Origin of the sequence: Mesorhizobium sp. BAC0120, from assembly GCF_033542235.1 — a bacterium.
In the GTDB taxonomy this organism is placed as follows: domain Bacteria; phylum Pseudomonadota; class Alphaproteobacteria; order Rhizobiales; family Rhizobiaceae; genus JAWRCU01.
Map to the genome: position 1 here is coordinate 1 of NZ_JAWRCU010000025.1, position 21,122 is coordinate 21,122.

Genomic DNA, 21,122 nt, shown 5'->3' on the forward strand with positions numbered 1-21,122 from the left:
CGGTTGTAGCCGAAGGGGCGTCGGGCGACTTCGCCAAGCCTCGAACCGGATGGCCATCCGGTTCGAGGCTCAGTCGCTTCCATCGCACAGAAATCTTTCCGCGCAGATACAAGGGGCAGCGCCAACGCTCAAAAACCTACCACCGCCCGTACCAACCGCAACGCTGACGATCCCTTCTTTCGTCTTACATCGTTTCCGAAGACTGGCCGATCCACTTCATTGGCAGGCGCCAGCGGAAAACTATCCCCCGCTCTTGCCTCACCCGATATCGAAGGTCACGCCCTGGGCGAGCGGCAGCGTCGAGCCGTAGTTGATCGTGTTGGTGGCGCGGCGCATGTAGGCCTTCCAGGCATCCGAGCCTGCTTCGCGGCCGCCGCCGGTCTCCTTCTCGCCGCCGAAGGCGCCGCCGATCTCGGCGCCCGAAGGGCCAATGTTGACGTTGGCGATACCGCAGTCGGAGCCCATCACCGACGTGAACAGCTCGGCCTCGCGCAGGTCGGTCGTGAAAATCGATGACGACAGGCCCTGCGGCACGCCGTTATGCGCGGCGAGCGCCTCGTCGAGCGTCGAATAGCGCATGACGTAGAGAATGGGCGCGAAGGTCTCTTCAAGCACCGGCCCGTCCTGCTTCGGCATTTCGACCAGCGCCGGCGCGCGGTAGTGGCCATTCTCCAGCCCGGATACCACTTTCGCGTCGCCGCCCGTCACCGTGCCGCCGGCCTTGCGGGCGGCCTCCAGCGCGGCATCCATCTTCGTTGCCGCCGCCTCGTCGATCAGTGGGCCGACCAACGTGCCCTGTTCGAGGGGGCTGCCGATCTTCACGGACTGATAGGCGCGCTTCAGATTCGGAACGAGCTTGTCGTAGATGCTTTCATGCACGAAGAGGCGACGCAGCGTCGTGCAGCGCTGTCCTGCCGTGCCCATCGCCGCAAAGGCAATGGCGCGCAGCGCCAGGTCGAGGTCGGCCGAGGGCGCAACGATCGCGCCGTTGTTGCCGCCGAGCTCGAGGATCGCGCGGGCAAAGCGCTTTGCCAGCCGCGGACCGACGGCGCGACCCATGGCGGTCGAACCCGTTGCCGAAAGTACCGGCACGCGCGCATCATCGACCAGCGCCTCGCCGGCCTCGCGGCCGCCGATGACGAGTTCGACCAAATGGTCGGGCGCCGCGAAGCCTTCTTCGCGGTAGCGCTTCACCGCGCGCTCGAAGAGGCCGCGCACGGCGAGCGCGGTCACCGGTGTCTTCTCGGACGGCTTCCAGACAACGGAGTCACCGCAGACGAGGGCAAGCGCCGCGTTCCATGACCAGACCGCGACCGGGAAGTTGAAGGCGGAAATGACGCCGACCACGCCGATCGGGTGCCAGGTTTCCATCATGCGGTGGGACGGACGCTCGGTGGCGATGGTCAAGCCATAAATCTGACGCGACAATCCAACCGCGAAGTCGCAGATGTCGATCATCTCCTGGACCTCGCCGAGCCCTTCGGAGACGACCTTGCCAGCCTCGATCGATACGAGGCGGCCAAGCGCGCTCTTGCCCGCACGCAGTTCCTCGCCGAACAGACGGACCAGTTCGCCCCGCTTCGGCGCCGGCACATGGCGCCATTCGAGAAAGGCTTCATGCGCGCGGCCGACAGCGGCGGCGACATCTTTCGCGCCGGCTTCGTCGATGCGGGCGATCTCTCGGCCGTCGATCGGCGAGCGCACGATCAAGCCTTCCTTGGAAGTAAAGGCCGCATCGGCCACGCCGCATTGGCGGAGCAGCTCACGGGTCTCGGCCGCCAAATCCTGCACGGTCGCGTGCTTGTTCATGTTAGTTCTCCGACGAAATGGAAAGCTGAGCCGGTATCATGCGGCAAGCCAAATCAATAGAGGCACGCTGCAGATTTCGTGGTTCAGGGCACGAAATCCAAGGGCCGAGAGGCGACGTCGGGCGAGTTGTCCGCGAGGGTGGTGCCCTACGTTGCCCCCCTCTGTCCTGCCGGACATCTCCCCCGCAAGGGGGGAGATTGGCTTTCATCAACGGTTTCGCCAATCTCCAAACCTCGGTGATTGGCGAAATCAAATCGGCCGTCCAATCTCCCCCCCTGCGGGGGAGATGTCCGGCAGGACAGAGGGGGCGCGACAGGGCGCTGCGCGCGAAGATTGGCTGCAATCTACTCGACGAACACGCTGACGCTCGTCGCGCGACCGGCGGCGTCGATGACGGTGAGGGTCGAGGCACCGGCTCCGTCCGGTGTCCAGCTCGCGGTGCGGCGGCGTTCGATCGTCGCGAGCGGCTTGCCGTTGGCAAGCCACCGGAACGGGGCTCGGCCGCCCTGTATCTTCAGGGCCAGCGGCATGGGATTGCCGCTTGCAATGCCGAGGTCGACTCGGGCGCCTTGCGGGGGGAAGACGATCTGCGGCGCAGGCTCGGTCGGCGCGGTCGCCACCAGGCCGCCGTCTGTGGAAAAGCGGGTGAGCGTGACAGGCAATTCATCGCGCTTGGGCCGGTAGGTGCCTGGCGGCGCCGCCTTGAGCGGGACTGCGGCAAGTCCCGATTTGGCAAAACCCTCGAACAGGATGGGAGCGGCCGAGACATAGCCGGAGAGGCCAGGGACTGCCGCGGCGTCGGCCCGGCCGACCCAGACGCCGAGCACGTAACGACCGTCGAAGCCGACCGACCATGCGTCGCGGTAGCCGTAGCTGGTTCCCGTCTTATAGGCGATGCCGCGGCGCGAAGCGCGCTCCGGCGGCCTCATCCCGGAGAGGATGTCGGCGATCTGCCAGGTCGCGTGGTCGTCGAGGATCGTGCCGCCGGCCGGCAGTGCGGCATTTCCGGCCTCCGTGCCGTCGCGCAGGGCTTTGACCTCGCCGCCATTGGCAAGGCCTGTATAGAGCTGGACGAGATCGCGCAGCGTGACGCCGACGCCGCCAAGGCCGATCGCCAGCCCGGGCGGCTCGTTTCTCGGCAGGTCGGGCTTGACGCCGACCTGACGGAAACGCGCGATGAGCCTTGCGGGGCCGAGCGCATCGAGCAGCCGCACCGCCGGAACATTGAGCGAAAGCTGCAGGGCCTGCCTGATGCTGACGTCGCCCTGATATCCAAGGTCGAAGTTGCGCGGCCGGTAGCCGGCGAAATCGGCGGGACGATCCTCGATCAGCGTTTCCTGGGCGACGAGGCCCTGTTCCATAGCGAGACCATAGATGAAGGGCTTCAGCGTCGAGCCAGGCGAGCGCACGATCCTCGTCATGTCGATCCAGCCAGATCGACTCGGATCGAAAAAGTCCGACGAGCCGACTTCGCCCAAGATCTCGCCTGTCTCAGCGTCTGCCATGAGCATGGCGACCGAGAGCTTGGGACCGAGCTTTCTCGCCGCCGCGCGCGCAACTTCTTCCAGCCCCTCCTGTACCCGCCGCTTGATGGTGAGCTGGTGGCGATGCTCGGTGGGGGCGTTGCGAAGCGCGGTGCCGGCGGCATGGGCCGCAAGCGCCGGCAGCGGCCGGCGGATCTCCGAGACATTCTCTGCCGCCGCACGCCGGGCTTCAGGCTGGTCAATCAGGCCGGCGCTCACCATGCGGGTGAGCACGCGGTCGCGAGCGGCGTGGGCAAGCTCAAGGTTGCGGTCGGGCCGGCGGCGCTCTGGAAGCTGCGGCAGCGCGACCAGCAAGGCGGCCTCCGACAAGGTGAGGCGTTTCGGCTCCTTGCCGAAATAGGCGAGCGAGGCTGCGCGAATGCCTTCGATGTTGCCGCCATAGGGTGCCAGCGTCAGATAACGCTCCAGGATCTCGCGCTTGGAGAGCCGGCGCTCGATCTGAATTGCGCGCAGGATCTGTCTGAGCTTGGCGCCGAGCGAACGGCTCTCGCGCGGCTCAATGAGACGGGCGAGCTGCATCGAAAGCGTCGAACCGCCGGAGACGATGCGGCGGCTCTCGGCGAACTGGACCGCAGCCCGCACCAGCGCGAAGGCATCGACGCCATCATGATCCCAGAAGCGCTTGTCCTCATAGGCGACCAGCATCTTCACGAATTGCGGATCGACCTCGGAGAGATCGGCTCGAAGCCGCCAGCGGCCGTCCGGCGTGGCGAAGGCGCGCAGCAGCGCGCCGTCGCGATCGACCACTTCGGTCGAGACCGGTAGGGAGGAGGCGATCGGCGGCGGAAATGCACGATCGGCCCATTCAAGCGCGCCCCAGGCGAGGGCGAGCAGGGCTGCGCCGGCGAGGGCGGTTGCGGAGCGGCGTAGCAATTTCCGGGACAGCATGGCGCTGCCTTACCCTTACGCTCTGCCCGCAGGTGGCGGGGTTATCGCAAATGGAAGGCGCGACGCCCATGACTCCCTCCCCCTTGTGGGGAGGGATACAGGGTGGGGGTGCGAAGCGCGCCAATCCGAGCCGAAGGGGTTGTCTACTTCAGCTAAACTGGCAAGGTAATCGCGAGGCACCCCCACCCTGAATCCCTCCCCACAAGGGGGAGGGGGGCACCGGCGCCGCGCCACCTGCGATTTCCCTGCCGCAAGCGGGACGAGGGGCGCTTCAAAGCAGCCGCGTCGTCCTTCTCTCCGTTCACGCCGTTCACGGGGAGAGGATGGCGGCAGCCAGGTGAGGGGCAGCACTACCGTTGCCGTAAACACGTTACTGCGCCTTCACCTCCATCATGCCCGAAGCCGTGCGCGCCGAGAATTCCGGCCGGTACATGTCTTCCACGCTCGCCGCCGGATGCGCATAGTTTCCGGGCGTCACGGCGCGGACCACATAGGCGAGCGTGAACGAGGCATCCGCTCCCTGGTCGCGGTTGAATGCCGCGATGAAGCGATCGTCGCGGAATTCGAGGTGAGCGGCCTCGGTCTGCGCAAGCCAGGGGAAGTTCGACAGGTCGGCACTGGAAACCAGGCTCGGATTGTCGATCTCCAGGCCGGCAGGCAAGAGGTCGTTGACCAGCACGCGTGACGGCCAGTCGTTGAGCTGCTTGAGCTTGAGAACGACCACGTAACGCTGGTTCTGCCTGGCCTCCGTGATATTGGCCTCGCTTCCGTCGAGATTGTAGTAGGTGCGCTCGATCTCGAAGCCATTGCCGCCTGCCGGCAACGGCTGCGCAGGGGCGGCAACGGTCGTGACGACAGCTTCGAGCGGGTTCGGGGTTGCGTTGGCCACCGTGATCGGACTGGCGAGCAGCTCATTGCCGCTCACACGCGTCGAGAACGGCCCGTCATGCGGTGATCCGTTGACGTTGAGCTTGATGCCTTCCTTGCCCTCCTTGATGGCCCGGGCAGCGAGCAGCATCCAGGCTTCATCCTGCGTCGACATCCAGCGGGCTTTGGCACGTGCAGCCGCGACATAGCGGATCATCGCCGGCACCACCGAAGGTGATGGCGTCGTCTCGGCGGCGAGCGCCAGCATCGCAGCGCCGTCGCGGAGTTTCGAGCCGTAGTCGGAGCGGTAATAGTCGTCCTCGGTGGTGTCCATGGCGAGCGACAGCGCCGAGGAGAAGGTCGTGTCGGCCCTTTGCGTGTCGCCGTAGAGCGCCAGGCTCGCGGCGAGCTGGGCGCGCGCCATGGGGCTGTTGAACTGCGCCAATTGCGTGTCGGCATAGTAGCGCAGGTCTCCGATCGAGGCCTTGTGGTTGCGCGCCAGCACATAAAGCGCGTAGGCCACTTCCGTAGAGCGCTCGGAAAGATCGACGTCATAGGCAAGCGAGTTCTGCAGGTTGTTCAGAGCCTGCAGCATCGCCTCGCGCGGCACGTTGTAGCCCTGCTCGCGGGCGCGGGTCAGGAAATCGGTGACATAGGCGTCGAGCCACATGTCGCCGGAGGCCGGCCCCCACAGGCCGAAGCTGCCGGTCGTCGACTGATAATTGAGCACGCGGTCTATGGCCTGCTGCACACGCTCATGCAGGTCCGGATCCTCCGGCAGGCCGGCTTTCTTCGAGAGCTCGGAAACATAGAGCAGCGGAAGCGCACGGCTCGTGGTTTGCTCGGCGCAGCCATAGGGATAGCGGTCGAGCGTCAGCAGCAGAGACGGGATGTCGAATGCCGAGGATGGCAAGACACCGACGCTGACGAAGGCGCCGTCGAGGATGCTCGCCGCCAGAAGCTGGTTGTCGATCTTCAGGCTGCCGCCGTTTGGCGCCAGCTTGACGACTTGGCGGGTCGTCACCGGGAATACCGCCGGACGGACGGGGATGGAGACCGCCTGGTCCAGGCTCAAGTCGCCCGTCGCGGAAGCCAGGCGGATCGTGAGGTCCGCGTTGCCGGTCTGGCGGGCGCTGATCGGGACGGTAAGCGACTGCCGCTTGCCCGTTTCGAGCCTCAGAGTGTCGGGATAATTGCCGGTATCTATGCCGGAGGATTCCAGCGTCAGCCTATAGTCGCCAGCCGGTGCGTCGGTGTTGGCGATGTCGAGCCTGAGCTCGGCCTTGTCGCCGGGCGTCAGGAAGCGCGGCAGGCTGGCCGTCACGACGACCGGGTCGCGGACGATCACATCTGATGTGGCATGGCCGACCCCGTCTTTTGTCCAGGCGACCGCCATCACGCGAACCGTGCCATTGAACTGCGGCAGGTCGAAGTCGATCACTACCTTGCCTTCGGCATCGAGCTTCACGATGCCGGAGAAGAAAGCGACGAGCTTCTCGGTCGGCGGACTGCCGCTGGTCTGCATCTCAGCGCCGTCGCCGCCGGTCCTGAGCTTGCCGGTCGTACCGAGCGAGCCGTCGATCAGGCGGCCGTAAGGTCGCGCAGCTCGAGTCCCATCATGCGCTGGCCGAAGAACCAGTCGGCCGGGTCAGGCGCCTTATAGTTGGTGAGGTTCAAAATGCCGACATCGACCGCCGCCACCATCACATAGGCGACCGTCGCCGGCGGAAGGCCGGACACGGAGACGGGGATCGAAAGCGGCTGGCGCGGCTCGGTCTTCTCGACCGTGCCGAGCGAAACGTCGAGTTTCCTGGGGCCGGGATCGACGCTGAGCCACTCCACGCCTATGGCGCGGGAAGGCATGCGCGACTGCTGCGAATCGCCCGGCCGGAAGAGTGTGGCCGTGACATAGGCGCCGGCGCCCCAATTCTCAGCGACAGGGATGTCGATCGTTGCGCCGTCCTTCGGCACGCTTGCCGTGACCGTCTTCAGAAGCGTCTCGGAGCCGATCGTCACCAGCAGCTCGCCGGCAAAGTGCGGCGACACCTTGAGCTTGGCGACTTCGCCTGGCGCATATTCCGCCTTGTCGAGGGCAATCTCCAAAGCGTCAGGCGTCTCGGTGGAGGTCGCCTCGACGTACCAGCCGGCGTCGAACTGGTAACTCGTCACCGGGCCGCCTGGGTCGGCCGACGACACTTCGAGCTGGTACCGGCCCCAGCCGACAGGCAGGGAGATCGCGACGTCACCGTCCGGGCCAGCCTTCAATTTTCCTTCACCGATCGCCACCGTCGTCGTGATGGGCTCGTAGTTCCAGGAGTTGCCGTTTCGGTACCACTGGTAATTTCGGTCGAGGCGAACCAGCGACCACTGCAGCCCCTCGACGGCCTTCTTGTTGCCAGCCGGGTCCACATCGATCACCCGGAACTTGGCCGTACCGCCTTCAGGCACGTAGTCGTCGGTGAATTCCGGCTTGATGCCGATCAAGTCGCCCGCCGGGCGAATATCGATGTCGAGCGAGCGCTCGACGGCGCGTCCGCCTGTCTCGCGCATGCGCACTGCGAGCTGGGCGGCAACCAGCCGCGTGGTCGACGGGAGCTGCCCGACTTCCACAGGGAAGGTCGCCTTGCCGTCTTCGCCGACGACAGGCAGGTCCCCCAGCGGAATACGCGTGGCGTCGCCCTCCTGCTCGTCGGCGAGGCCGAAGTGATAGCCGTCGAAGCGCTTCCATTCCCGCGTGGTGGACAGGTTGATCTCGCCTTCCAGCGCCAAGCCGGCGGCGGGCGCACCGTAGAGATAGCGGCCATCGACCGTGACGTTGGCAGTCTCGCCTGCCGCGATCTCCTGTCTGTCGGCTGACAGATCGAATTCGATGCGATCGGGAACGAAGTCCTCGACCAGGAACATCTGGCTTGCCACCGGCTCCTTCTTCGGATCGGTGTAGAGGTTCACGGTCCAAGTACCGCGCATGGCGTTGTCGGCGAGCCGGAGATCCACGGCATGGCCGCCGGCCTCCCTGCCGTCGCTCACGATGCGGCGGTCCTCGGCGCCGTCGGGACGTGAGAAGATGAAAGTGAGCGGCAGGCTCTCGACGGCCTTCGCAGCTTCGTCCCGCGCAAGCGCGCCGACATGCACGGTCTCGCCTGCGCGGTAGATGCCACGCTCCGTCCAGGCATAAACGTCGAGCGCGCCGGGTGCCGGGCGCCCGTCGACGCCGCGGTCGGAAAGATCGAAACCAGCCCGCGTCATGTCAAGGAAAACGAAGTCGTTCCCGGCCTGCTCGGCCATCAGCACAGCAGGCGTCATGCCGCCGTCGCCGCGGGTAAGTCCCGGCGTGAAGGTCGCGCGGCCGTCGGCGTCGGTCCTGGCCGTGCCGAGGATCTCGTTGTTCTTGGCCAGCAGCGTGAGATCGATGCCGGCGAGAGGTTTCGCCGTCGCAAGCGAACGCGCAAAGACGTTGAGCCCATCCTCGCCCGCATAGGTCGAGAGCCCGATGTCTGAGACCACGAACCACTGCGTGGCGCGCGAATTCCATTCGTCGCTCTTGTCGTTCTCCGGCCGTGCGGTCAGCACATAGACGCCCGGCTTGCGGTCGGGCAGCGCCTCGTCGATCGGGAAGCTGGTCGTCACTTCCTGGTTGAGCTGGCTCGCGATGTCGAGCTTGCCTTCCCAGACTGGCGCGCCCATCTGGTCGGAGATCGCAGTGACGTCATAGCCGTCCAGCTGGCGCAGGAACTGGTAGCCGGACAGGAGCTGGGCCAGCGAGCGGTCGCCGATGCGGTAGAGCTTCATGTCGGCGACGTTCATGTTGACGGTGACGACCGGAATGCCATGGCGAGCCGTCGCCGGCAGCACGAAGCTGTCACCGGTGAAACGCGCCGATGGGGCACGGTCCTGTATGTAGACGTTGAGCAACACTGGAGCAGCCAGCACCTCGCCGATTGCAGCCGGCAGGCCCTGGCGGAAGGCGATGTCGTAGTATTTGCCGTGCTCCAGGCTCCCCACGCAGATCTGACGGCCGCCCGCGTCGACGGCTTTTGGAGCCTGGTTGTCGACGGTAACGAACTGCGAATAGTCGACGCCCTGCTTGACCAGATCTTCCGAGAACTGCGCGCAGACGCGCGGCGACGAATTGTCGGAATCGATCGAATGCTCGACGACGCGGAAGCCTTTGCGTGCCCTGAGATCATCATACTCGGCCTTGACCTCTGCCGAGTTCACCAGCGCCAGCGACGCCTCGTAAGCCTGCAGCGCCGCGCGGAAGGAATCGCGACGGTCGAGCGCCTGGGCGAGGATGCGCAACGCGTCGGCGCGAGCAGTCTTGGTGCGCGAGAACTGGTACCCATTCCACGCTGCGGCCGTGCTGTTGCGCTGGAACAGTGCCGTCTCGTCGCCGTTGGCCGGCTGGATGGCGAGCACGGCGCGGGCGAGCGAGACCCACAGCGCGCCGTCATTGGGCGAAATCGTGAGTGCAGCCGTGTAATCCTGCATGGCAGCGCGAGCATCGCCCGACTGGATCGCCTGGTCACCGGCGCTGGTCAGCGCGGCCAAGCCCCGATCGCTGCTGGCCGTCGTGGCACTGTTGCCCGTGAGGCTCTGCCGGAAGTGCCGTGCCTCATCGGCCATCCAGGATGGGAAGAAGGCGAGCTCGGGCGGGGCGCCGATGTCGGGTGCCCCCGCGACGTTCACGACCTTGCCGGCAACCGCGCCGTTGAACGGTTTCAGCTGATTATAGTCGGATTTGAGGAAGCACCACTTAGCCTTTGTATTGTAAGTGAAAGCGCGGCATGACGAGTCGCCCAGGCAGGCTGCTTTGCACTGGTCGAGCGAGAAATTTTGCTCGGCGCGCAAGTCGAAGCCGAAATAGTCGCTGTTCTCGGTCGTGACGACGCTACGCGCCTCGCTGGCGGCCTGCGCAAGCCCTGTCTGCAAGGACAGGCCAATCAGCATGAGCAGGAAAACGAGAAAGGAAGAGAACCCCCGAGCCACGCGTAACGTCATCTTGCCCTCCGGACGTTGGCTGCAACCCCCTCCCAATTGACACGGCTCCGCAGAACCTTGTCAATCAGGCACGCGACGGACGTTTCCGGTCCGTCCCGATAGGGCGACGGTAGCGGCCCAGCGTGGCAAATCTGTAACGTTTTGCATCGCATCTGCCACTCGGACGGGCTTACGCCGCCCGAAAAGACTTCCTTCGCCCGCCAAATCCTGACAGTTCGATTGTGGCTCCTTTAAGAGTGCTTGACGGGTTCAGTCGATTTTTAGTTTTAGGAGCTACATTGAGGGCATGTTGAGTGAGGGACCGCGTAAGAAGGGGGGCGGCCTCGACGGCAGGCGGCTTCTGCGCGCCCTGTTGGCTGCATTGATTCTTGCAGGTGCGACGACCGCCGCGACCACTGCCGGGGCCTTCCAGCTGTTCGGCTTCAGGTTCTTTGAATCCGAGAACGAAGATGCCGATATCGTCGACCCGATCCACTACACGGTGACGTTTGAAGTCGCCGGCGGCGATACCGATCTCACGAAGCAGCTTCGTGATGCCTCGGCGATGGTCGCCGACGAAAAACGGCCGGTCTCCGGCTCACTCGGCGTGCTAGCCAAGGCGCGCAGCGAACGCGAACTGCTCGTTTCCGAGCTCTATAGGCGTGCGCGCTATGACGGGGTGGTCAACATCAGCATTGCCGGCACGCCTCTCGACGAACTGCCGCCGGACGCTGAGCTCGGCGCCGGGCCCGTGCCGGTCTCGATCGTCATCGATCCGGGCACCGTGTTCACGCTGGGAGATGTGGTGCTCAAGGGCGATGCCGCCGGTCTTTCTCCGGTCTCCTTCGGTCTGGTGCGCGGCGGCGATGCCAGCTCGGATGCCATCCTGAAAGCCGAGGCGCTGATCGTGCGGACGCTGAAGGAGGAGGGCAGGCCGCTCGCCAAGGTGACGAACCGCGAGATCGTCGCCGACCACGCAACCACGACGCTCGACGTGACCATGACGGTCGAGGCGGGGCCGATCGCCGGCTATGGCGCGACGACGGTCAAGGGCACCGAAGCGATGGACCGCGACTTCACCGCCTACATGGCGGGACTAAAGCGTGGCCAGACCTATTCGCCGGTCGATATCGACGACGCGCGTCAGCGGCTTCTCAATCTCGAGGTTTTCAACAGCGTGGCGGTCAACGAGGCCGATGCTCTCGACGCGAACGGGCAGATCCCGATCAACGTCGCAGTCAGCGAGCGCAAGCGACGCTATTTCGGCATCGGAGCGAGTTATTCGAGCACCGACGGACTGGGCATCGAAGGCTATTGGGGCCACCGCAACCTGTTCGGCCACGCCGAGAAGCTCCTGATCAAGGGCTCCATCAGCCGCATCGGCGAGTCGAGCGACGTTGGCCAGCTGGACTACAACGCCTCCATCATGTTCGAGAAGCCGGGTGTGCTCGGCCCGCCCTCGAAGTTCTTCACGACCATTGCGGCAGTATCGGAACATCCGGATGCCTATGACCGCCAGGCGGTCGGCGGCGAGCTTGGTGTATCGTATGACATAACCAGGAAGCAGTCCGTCTCGGCATCGGCAAAGGTCGAATATTCGAAGATCTCCGACGCCTTCGGCTCTATCGCCCCTAACCGTTATCTTATCTTCAGCACGCCCCTGCAGTATGTCTATGACAACCGGGACAACAAGCTCGACCCGAAGAAAGGCTGGCGAGCCCTGGTGTTCGCGGAGCCGTCCTATGATACGATACACGGGACGGCCTGGCTGAAATTGAGGGGCGAGGCCTCGATCTACCAGTCGCTTGACGCGAACGGCAGATATGTAGGTGCGTTACGCGTCGCGACAGGCTCCATTGTCGGCGTCGACAATGTTACGGATATCCCAGCCGACCGACGCTTCTATGCCGGGGGTGGAGGGTCCGTCAGGGGCTACGCCTATCAGGGCGTCGGCCCGAAGGATGCGAGGGGCCAGCCGACGGGTGGCCTGTCATATGCCGAGGCTTCGGTGGAGATGCGCATGGGCATAACCGACACCATAGGCATCGTGCCTTTCGTCGATGCCGGCACTGTCTCTTTAGAAGAGTATCCCGACTTTGCCGACGTGAAGGTCGGCGCCGGTCTCGGCTTGCGCTACCTGACGCCGTTCGGGCCGCTCCGGCTCGACGCCGCCGTGCCAGTCAACCCCAGTCCCGGCGATCCCTCTTTCGCCATCTATGCCGGCATCGGACAGGCGTTCTGATGGCCATGAGCATCGGGAGAATCCTTCGGCTCTTCGGATTTCTGGTCCTCATCCTGGTCGCGCTCGCGGCAGGCGCGGTCGCGATGCTGACGCTCACCGGCAAGGGCCGCGAGAACCTCGCGGGCCTGATTTCGACCATGGCCTCCACCCCGGAAAGGGGCGTCCAGATATTGGGCATTTCCGGCATCTGGTCGGGGCAGCTGCGCATCGATAGCGTCGTGATCTCCGACCAGGAAGGTGCATGGCTAGCCGCGCGGGGCATCGCGGTGGACTGGTCTCCCCGAGCTCTTTTCTCGAAGCTTTTCAAGGCGGACCTCGTGCATGCCGGCCGCATCGAAATGGCGCGGCTTCCGGCAACTGAACCTACGGCCGGTGCAAGTGCGGGTGAGGGCAGCGCCGGCGGGGGGTTGCCGGTAGAGCTCGATATCGCTCGCCTGGACCTTCCGCAGGTCGTGCTCGGCCCATCGCTCGCCGGCGAGATCGCCGAGATATCGGCCCAAGGATCACTACGGGCGGGTGCGCAACCGCTGATCGTGCATACCGACCTCAATATCGCCCGCCGCGACGGCAGGGAAGGAACGCTGGATGCCAGGATCGACTTCGCGCCAGCCGAGAACAAGCTGGCACTCGACATCCATGGGGCGGAGCCGGCCGGCGGCATCATCGCCAATTTCCTGAGGCTTCCCGGCACTCCACCGGTCGAGATCGCGATCTCGGGAACGGGACCTGCAGCCAATTGGGACCTCACCGGGGCGTTGTCGATCGACGGCCAGGTCGTCACGAAAGTGACAGGCAAGCGGCAGCTCACCGACAAGGGCAATCGCATCGAAGCCAAAGGCGAGGGCAATTTCGCCCGCTTCGTGCCGGAGACGTTCCGTCCACTGATCGGCGAGCAGACGAACTTCGACTTTGCCGGAACGGTCGGAGGAGAAGGCGCCGTCACTATCGAGCGCGCCTCGCTCGACTCGGCCATCCTGTCTGCCAAGGCGCATGGCATTGTCGACCAGGCCGCGGCGAGCGACTTCGTCCTGGAAGTCACGGCGCGCTCGTCGCCGGCATCGCTCACCTTCGGCGAGGGGAAGGGTGCGGTCACCATCACCGTCAAGCAAGCGTCGCTGCACGCCTCTGGGCCTGGCGCAACTCCGGCAATCGATTTGTCTGCAAGTATCGAACGACTGGTCAGCGCCGAGGCCGAGCTGAGCGGCGTGGAAGCCAGATTGCATTCGGACGGGTTCGACATCGCCCGACGCGCCGGTCCGCTGAACATCTCCGCAACCGCGGCGAGCGGAGGAAGCATCAACGAAACGGTCGCGGGCCTGCTCGCCGGCACGCTGAAAGCGAATGTCACAACAACCCTGACGGAAAATGCGGTCCGCATAGATGCCGGGGCAATCGCCACAGGTACCGTCGACGCAATGCTTTCCGGCGACGTATCCCTGGCAGACGGCACGATGAAGCTCGATGTCGCAGCTGATGTGCTGTCCGCCATATTGCCGGCAGCCGCCCGCGCACAGCTTGCCGACAAGGTGAACGTCACGGCTACCCTCAATCGCGACGCGGCCGGGATGATCCGCCTCGATCCGCTCACCGCGAGGTCCGGCAACATAGATGCGGGCGGCAGCATCGCATACGCCATCGATCGGATCGACGCCGATCTCAAGGGCAGCCTCACCGATGTTTCGAAGCTGTCGCCGCAGCTGTCGGGTTCCGCCGACTTCACGCTGCGCGCGACCGGAGCTCCCGCAGCGCCCGACTTTGCCGCGACGGTCACCAGCGGAAAGATTGCGGCCTTGGGCCGCGAGCTCACGGACGTTTCCCTGACGGCGAGCGGAAAGGTGCAGCCCGACAACCCTACTGCGAATGTCGGCCTCAAGGCTACCTTTGCGGGTCAGGCGCTAGCTGCCGAGGGCGTCGTCAAAACCGAGGGCGGACAACACCACATTCAGGGCCTGCTGCTCACCCTTGGCGAAAACAGGATCTCCGGGGACCTGGTCCTCGATGAAGCGCTTCTTCCGCAAGGCTCGCTTTCGCTTGCCCTGTCCGATCTCGGTCCGCTCGCCTCGCTGGCGTCCGAGCAGGTTGCCGGCCAGGTCGACGGAACGCTCCGCTTCCTCAAGGCGGATGGCCTGCCCCAGGTTGCGATCAACGCCAAAGCCGCGTCGATCACACGCGGCGATATTTCGGTGAAAGACGCCGAGTTGACCGGCCTCGTCGCCAATTATGTGGCGGCGCCGGCCGTCTCAGGCAAGGTGAGGGCGGTATCGGTCAGTTCGGGCGCGACGACGGTACGCAATGTCGATCTCTCGCTTGCTCGTGCCGATAGCTGGACGAGCTTTTCCGGCGGCGCCATCGTCAACAACATCGAGGCCCAGGCTAGGGGACGGCTGGCCGTGTCGGACGGTACCGCGACCGTCGAGCTCGCCTCCGCCTCCGCGAATGGCAGCGGCCTCAACGGCACACTCCCCAATACGACCGTCACGGTAAGAAGTGCCGCGGCTGGTTCTGCCGGCGGGCCTGAGCTGGCCATGGACATGGCGGGCGAGACGCCGGCACTGCTGACCTTTGGCGAAGGCCCCGGCCAAGTCAAAATCATCGTCAAGAGAGTAACGCTTCACGCCTCTGGTCCGGCCAATGCGCAGATCGTCGATGGATCGGCTAGCCTCGAGAAGGTGATCACGTCTCAAGCCGAGCTCAGCGGCGTCGAGGCAAAGCTGCATTCAGATCGGTTCGATCTTGCCAACCGGTCGGGGCCGGTGACGGTCTCCGCCACCGCCGAGAGCGGCGGCAGCGCAAATGAGACGATCGCTGGATTGCTGGCCGGCATGCTCAAGCTCGACGCCACGGCAATGCTCTCGAAGGACAGCATCCATATCGAGCAGGGCATCTTTGCCAGCGATAGCGTGAATGCTGCGGTCTCCGGCGATGCGTCGCTTGCCGACGGCTCGCTGCGGCTCGATGTGAAGGGAGATCTCCTTTCGGCGTTGTTGCCTGCTGCGGCGCGGCCTGCGCTCGACAGGCAGGTATCGGTGACCGCGACCGTGAGCCGCGATGCCGCCGGCCTGCTTCGCGTCGATCCGGTCAATGTTGCCTCAGGCGCCTTCAACACGGCGGGCACTATTTCCTATGCGCCCGATGCGCTCGACGTTAAGCTGCGCGGCGGCTTCGCCGACGTCTCGAAGCTGTCGCCCAACGCCGCAGGCTCCATCGGCTTCGAGGTCAGCGCGACCGGCGCTCCGGCTGCACCTGATATCGTGGCGACCATTTCCAGCGACAAATTCACAGCCGCAGGGCGCGACATCACCGGGCTCGTGTTCTCGGCGAGCGGCAGGGCCGACCTCGCCAACCCCGCCGCCAATGTTACGATCAAAGGAAATGTCGCGGGCCAACCGCTTGCGGGTGCAGCGGCGTTGAAGACTGCAAACGGCGAGCGCCGCATCGACGGGCTTTCGCTCACGCTCGGCAGCAACAAGATATCCGGTGATCTCGCGCTTGACGAAGCTTTCGTGCCGGAAGGCGCGCTTGCCTTCACGCTCCCAGACATCGGACCTCTGGCAGCGCTGGCATTCGAGCAGGCAAGCGGCGCGGTCAACGGGACAGTGCGCTTCACCAAGGCGGACCGCATCCCGCAGGTTGCCGTCGATGCGAAGGCCGCATCGATCGTGCGCGGCGACCTGTCGGTCAATAATGCCGAGGTGAATGCACTGGTTGCAAACTACATGGTTGCACCGGCCGTGTCGGGGAAGGTGAGGGCCGCTTCGGTCGTTTCCGGCGGGACTTCCGTTCGGAATGTCGACGTGTCGCTGACGCGCGACGGCAACTGGACCGGCTTTGACGGTGGCGCAACCGTCAACGACATCGCAGCGAAAGCAGCCGGGCGGGTCGCGATTGCCGGTGGAGCCACGACCGTGGAGCTCGCTTCGGGCTCGGCCAATACGCGCGGCATCACCGCAACGCTCGCTCGCCCGACAACGGTGGCGGTCAAGGGCGGCGGCGTCACGCTCGATCATGCGACGCTTGGCGTCGGCGGCGGCACGATCGACGTCACCGGAACCGCAGCGCAGACGCTCAATCTGGACGTGAGGATCAACGCGGTCCCGGCGAACATCGTCAATGCCTTCGCGCCGGGGGTGAATGCAGCGGGCACGATCTCGGGCACTGCCCGAATCTCCGGCGCTGCCGCCAATCCGAACATTGACTATCAGCTCGAATGGAAGGGCGCGCAGACGACACAGACGCGCGATGCCGGCTTCGGCGCGATGAATGTCGCCTCGTCGGGGACCTTCTCTTCGGGCATAGTGAAGTTCACCGCCGATCTCGGCGATGCCGCAGGTCTCCGTTTGCGGGGCAGCGGCTCGGTCGAAACAGGCGGGCGCCGGGCGCTGTCGCTCGACGCCTCCGGGCAGGTGCCGTTCGGTTTCCTGACGAGGCGGCTCGCCGAGCAGGGCCTCGCGCTGTCGGGCACGTCGAATGTGAGCCTCAATATTCGCGGCTCGACGAGCGCACCGGTCATCGGTGGCACGATCACGACCAGCGGCTCCCGTCTCGTCGACGCCCGCTCCGGCCTCGCGATCAACAACATCAACGCCGATATCGGGCTCGCCAACAGCGTCGCGACCATCCGGCGTTTGGACGGGAAGCTGTCGAGCGGCGGCTCGCTCAGCGCCTCGGGGACCGTCACCATCGACGCTGCGAGAGGTTTTCCGGCCGACGTTGCTGCCAGGATCGTCGAGGCGCGCTACACGGATGGCCGCCTCGTCACTGCCAATCTCGGCGGCGATTTGAGCCTGAAAGGGCCGCTAACGGGGCAGCCGCTGCTCTCCGGCACGATCAATCTCGCCAGGACGGTGATCACCGTTCCCGAGCGGCTGCCCGGCTCCGCCGCGGCATTGGGCGTGCAGCATAGAAATGCGCCGGCCGCCGTGCGTGAGCAGAGCGCTGCAATCCAACCGGCGAGCGCATCGGGCAGCTCGGCCAGCGGGTTGACACTCGATCTCACGATCAATGCACCACAGGAAATATTCGTACGCGGACGCGGGCTGGATGCCGAGCTCGGCGGATCGATCAAGCTGACAGGGCCTCTCTCGGCACCGCGTGCAATAGGCGAGTTCACGCTGCGGCGCGGGCGACTGACGGTGCTGGCCAGGCGGCTGACCTTCACGCGAGGGACGGTTGGCTTCTCCGGCTCTCTTATTCCAACACTCGACTTTGCAGCGGACTCGACCGTGTCCGACACCACGGTGACGGTCACCGTCACCGGACTTGCGAACGACCCCAAGTTCAACTTCAGCTCCAGCCCCGCGCTGCCGCAGGACGAGGTGCTGGCGCGCCTGATCTTCGGGCGCTCCATGTCCAACCTGTCGCCGTTGCAAATCGCTCAGCTTGCCGACGCGGCGGCGCAGCTCGCCGGCGGCGGCGGGTCGGGCTCGCTGCTCAACACGTTGCGCAGCAAAGCCGGCATCGACGACCTGGACATCACCACGGATGCGCAGGGAAGGGCCGCCGTTTCAGCCGGCAAATACCTCAACGAACGGACCTATGTCACGATCCAGAAGGGCGAGAAGCCCGGTTCGGGCAAAGCAACGATCGACCTCAATGTGGGGCGTGGCGTCAAGCTGCGCGGCGAGGCAGCAGAGGACGGCAGTGCCAGGGGCGGCATCTTCTACGAACGGGAATATTGAACCATGACAATCTGGTCCGATCGCCCGCCCGTGTTGGCGCTATGCGATTTGAGAGGCGAGTGCTGAAATCATAGGTGGCGAAAATTTGTCCGGAACGCGGCGCGATTATTAAAAATGCGCCAAGATTGTCGCATTCCGGCATACCGTCACTCATTCAAAATTGCAGACTTGCACCGGGGTTCTCTCCCCCGCCGGCTTTGACACGGCGGCCAGGATGGGGAATGGTAACGGCACAAAGCCAAAAAAATGGGAGTAGGTCATGCAGTTCTATAAAAGCAATGGGGATCGTGTTCCCGATCACATTCTGAAGATGGCGGATGACGCCAAGGCGGGGAAGATCGACCGCCGCGAATTTCTCGCTCTGGCAACCACGTTCGGCGCATCGACGGCGATGGCCTACGGCATGCTGGGGATCGCCGATCCGACGCCGGCGCGGGCTGAGGATCAGCCGAAGAAGGGCGGCGTGATTCATGTCGGCATGTCCGTCAAGGATCCGAAGGATCCCCGCACCGCCGACTGGTCCGAGATTTCCAACGCATCGCGCCAGGCGCTCGAGCCGCTGGTGAAGTATACCCGGCAGTATACTTTCGAGCCCTATCTGATCGAGAGCTGGGAGATCAACGACGACGCCACCCAATACACGTTGCACGTGCGGCCGGGGGTGGAGTGGAACAATGGCGACAAGTTCACCGCCGATGACGTGATCTATAATTTCACGCGCTGGGCGGACAAGAGTGTGGCGGGCAATTCGATGCCGGGCCGCCTCGGTTCGCTGGTCGACGAAAAAACCGGCAAGTTGCGCGAAGGCTCGGTCACCAAGGTCGACGACATGACGGTGAAGCTTTCGCTGACCAGTCCCGACATCGCGATCATCGCCAACCTGACCGACTATCCGGCGCTCGTCGTCCACCGCTCCTTCGACGAGAAGGGGGCAACCTTCGACAAATGTCCGATCGGCACCGGCGCATTCGAGCTGGTTTCATATGATGTCGGCCAGAAGGTCGTCTTCAAGCGTCGCGAGACGGGCAAGTGGTGGCAGGGCGACGTCTATCTCGATGGCGTCGAGTTCATCGACTACGGCACGGACCCGGCGGCACTCGTATCGGCATTCGAATCCGGCGAGATTCAGACCAACCACGAGACCACGGCCGACTACGTCAAGATCATCGAGGATGTCGGAGCTCCGCCCTCCGAATCCGTGACGGCGGCGACTGTCGTTTCGCGCTTCAACGTCAACAACAAGCCTTATGACAACGAGAAGGTTCGGCAGGCGCTTTGCCTGGCGGTTGACAACGCCACGGTGCTGCAACTCGGCTACGGCAATGCCGGAACCGTCGCCGAGAACCATCACGTCTGCCCGATCCATCCGGAATATGTCGAGCTGCCCAAGCTGCAGCGCGACCCCGCCAAGGCCAAGCAGTTGCTCGAGGAAGCCGGCGCGCTGGACTTCGAGCATGAGCTGATCAGCAATGACGAGGACTATCACAAGAACACCACCGATGCGATCGCCGCGCAGCTGCGCGACGCCGGCATCAAGGTCAAGCGCACGGTTCTGCCCGGCTCGACCTTCTGGAATGACTGGACCAAGTACCCCTTCTCGGAAACGAACTGGAACATGCGCCCGCTGGGCATCCAGGTGATCGCGATCGCCTACCGTACCGGCGAGGCGTGGAACGAAACGGCCTATGCCAATCCGGAGTTCGACAAGAAGGTCAACGAAGCCCTGGCCATCGCCGACGCTGAGAAGCGCAAGGTGGTGATGAAGGACATCGAGCAGATCCTTCAGAACTCGGGCATCATCATCCAGCCCTACTGGCGCAAGCTCTACATCAATATCAAGCCAGAGGTTAAGAACCACGCCATGCATCCGACCTATGAGTACGAGTTTGGCAAGGTCTGGCTCGATCAGGCGTGATCGAGCAATCACGCGGGGAGGGCTCCGAGCCCTCCCCAATCAATCGGCATGGGTAGCATGTCGGCCCGGCTGAGGAGGCCGGGTATGTGGGAGTCTTGTCGCCATTAGACAGGATCGTCGCATCATCTGACCCCAACCCCGGCTGGCAGGGGGGCCAAAATGATTCTTTTCGTCGCGCGCCGCCTGGGCACCATGCTCCTGACGATGCTGTGCCTGACCATCGTCGTCTTCTTTCTGGTCAATCTCGATCCGAATCTGAAGAAGCTTGCGATCAGTCAGACGGAGATGCATGCGACTTCAGATCAGCTGGAGAACTGGCTGGCCGAGCACGGCTATCGGCAGAACTTTTTCGTGCGCTACGGTCAGTGGCTCGGCGTCCTGCAAAAGGTGCCGACCGTCGACAGCGCCACCGGCAAGCCGGCCCGACGCTTCAACTTCTGCAACGAGCCGATCGAGCCGAGCTATTCCGGCGTATTGCAGGGCAATTTCGGTTGCTCGACCAAGTTCAAGACCACCGTTGCCGCCAAGCTTTTCCCCGGTCTCGCGGCAACCGGGATGCTGATGTTCTGGGTGCTGGTGGTGATGATCCCGATCGCGTTGCTGATCGGTATCCTGGCCGGAATGCGCGAAGGCTCGCGTACCGATCGCAGCCTGTCGGTGGCCTCGATCGTGACCACCGCCACCCCGGAATACGTTTCCGGCGTCATTTTCACCGTGATCTTCGCGTCCTGGCTCGGCTGGCTGAACGGATCGGCCGCATCTGCCAGCCAGGGGCTCACCTTCTACAATTTCACGCTGCCGGTCATGACGCTCGCGATCTACGGGACCGGCTATATCGCGCGCATGACCAGAGCCTCGATGGTCGAGGTGATGACCCAGCAATATATCCGCACGGCGCGGTTGAAGGGATTGAGCTTCCGCAACGTGGTGATGAAGCATGCTCTGCGAAACGCGCTGATTGCACCCTTCACCGTCATCATGCTGCAGTTCCCCTGGCTGCTGACGGGGGTGGTCATTGTCGAGGTGATGTTCCGCTACCAGGGCTTCGGCTACACGCTGGTCGAGGCGGCGGGCAACAATGACATCGATCTTCTGCTGGGCTGTTCGCTGGTCTCGGTCTTCATCGTCCTGATCACGCAGCTCATTTCCGACGTGGGTTATGCATATCTCAACCCGCGTATCAGGGTCCAATAGGGAGCGGA

At 64.4% G+C, this 21,122-nt stretch carries 6 protein-coding genes and 1 pseudogene; 4 read left to right on the forward strand and 3 right to left on the reverse strand.

The genetic code is table 11. The annotated features are described in order from the left end of the window. Window positions 1-258: 258 nt before the first annotated feature. The 3 genes and pseudogenes from SAZ10_RS30960 to SAZ10_RS30970 form a co-directional block, all read right to left on the reverse strand. Complete coding sequence (locus tag SAZ10_RS30960) at window positions 259-1,809, reverse strand: aldehyde dehydrogenase family protein (RefSeq protein ID WP_318613345.1); 1,551 nt, start codon at window positions 1,807-1,809, stop codon at window positions 259-261. Between the two features lie 344 nt (window positions 1,810-2,153). After that, on the reverse strand, window positions 2,154-4,241 hold the full coding sequence (gene pbpC, locus SAZ10_RS30965; RefSeq protein WP_318613346.1) for a penicillin-binding protein 1C: 2,088 nt from the start codon (window positions 4,239-4,241) through the stop codon (window positions 2,154-2,156). A gap of 370 nt (window positions 4,242-4,611) precedes the next feature. Beyond that, window positions 4,612-10,106: pseudogene (locus SAZ10_RS30970) on the reverse strand (MG2 domain-containing protein). A gap of 286 nt (window positions 10,107-10,392) precedes the next feature. Between SAZ10_RS30970 and SAZ10_RS30975 the strand changes: the two are divergent. From SAZ10_RS30975 to SAZ10_RS30990, 4 genes are all read left to right on the forward strand, one after another. Continuing rightward, window positions 10,393-12,327 (forward strand): autotransporter assembly complex family protein, encoded by a 1,935-nt coding sequence (locus SAZ10_RS30975; RefSeq protein ID WP_318613347.1) that lies wholly within the window; start codon window positions 10,393-10,395, stop codon window positions 12,325-12,327. Window positions 12,328-12,332: 5 nt separating this feature from the next. Beyond that, entirely contained in the window at window positions 12,333-18,005 is a 5,673-nt protein-coding gene (locus SAZ10_RS30980) for a translocation/assembly module TamB domain-containing protein (RefSeq protein WP_318613348.1), read from the forward strand. 259 nt (window positions 18,006-18,264) lie between these two features. Next, the gene (locus SAZ10_RS30985) at window positions 18,265-19,920 is read left to right on the forward strand and encodes an ABC transporter substrate-binding protein (RefSeq protein ID WP_318613349.1); all 1,656 of its coding nucleotides are present in this window, start codon (window positions 18,265-18,267) and stop codon (window positions 19,918-19,920) included. Between the two features lie 159 nt (window positions 19,921-20,079). Further along, window positions 20,080-21,114: an ABC transporter permease gene (locus SAZ10_RS30990; RefSeq protein ID WP_318613350.1), complete on the forward strand. Its 1,035-nt coding sequence runs from the start codon at window positions 20,080-20,082 to the stop codon at window positions 21,112-21,114. Window positions 21,115-21,122: the final 8 nt, after the last annotated feature.

Bases quoted from the DNA above. Each gene is read 5' to 3' on its own strand.
- SAZ10_RS30985 (WP_318613349.1), top strand. From the start codon at position 18,265: ATGCAGTTCTATAAAAGCAATGGGGATCGTGTTCCCGATCACATTCTG.
- SAZ10_RS30960 (WP_318613345.1), bottom strand. From the start codon at position 1,809: ATGAACAAGCACGCGACCGTGCAGGATTTGGCGGCCGAGACCCGTGAG.
- SAZ10_RS30975 (WP_318613347.1), top strand. From the start codon at position 10,393: ATGTTGAGTGAGGGACCGCGTAAGAAGGGGGGCGGCCTCGACGGCAGG.
- SAZ10_RS30980 (WP_318613348.1), top strand. From the start codon at position 12,333: ATGAGCATCGGGAGAATCCTTCGGCTCTTCGGATTTCTGGTCCTCATC.
- SAZ10_RS30990 (WP_318613350.1), top strand. From the start codon at position 20,080: ATGATTCTTTTCGTCGCGCGCCGCCTGGGCACCATGCTCCTGACGATG.
- pbpC (WP_318613346.1), bottom strand. From the start codon at position 4,241: ATGCTGTCCCGGAAATTGCTACGCCGCTCCGCAACCGCCCTCGCCGGC.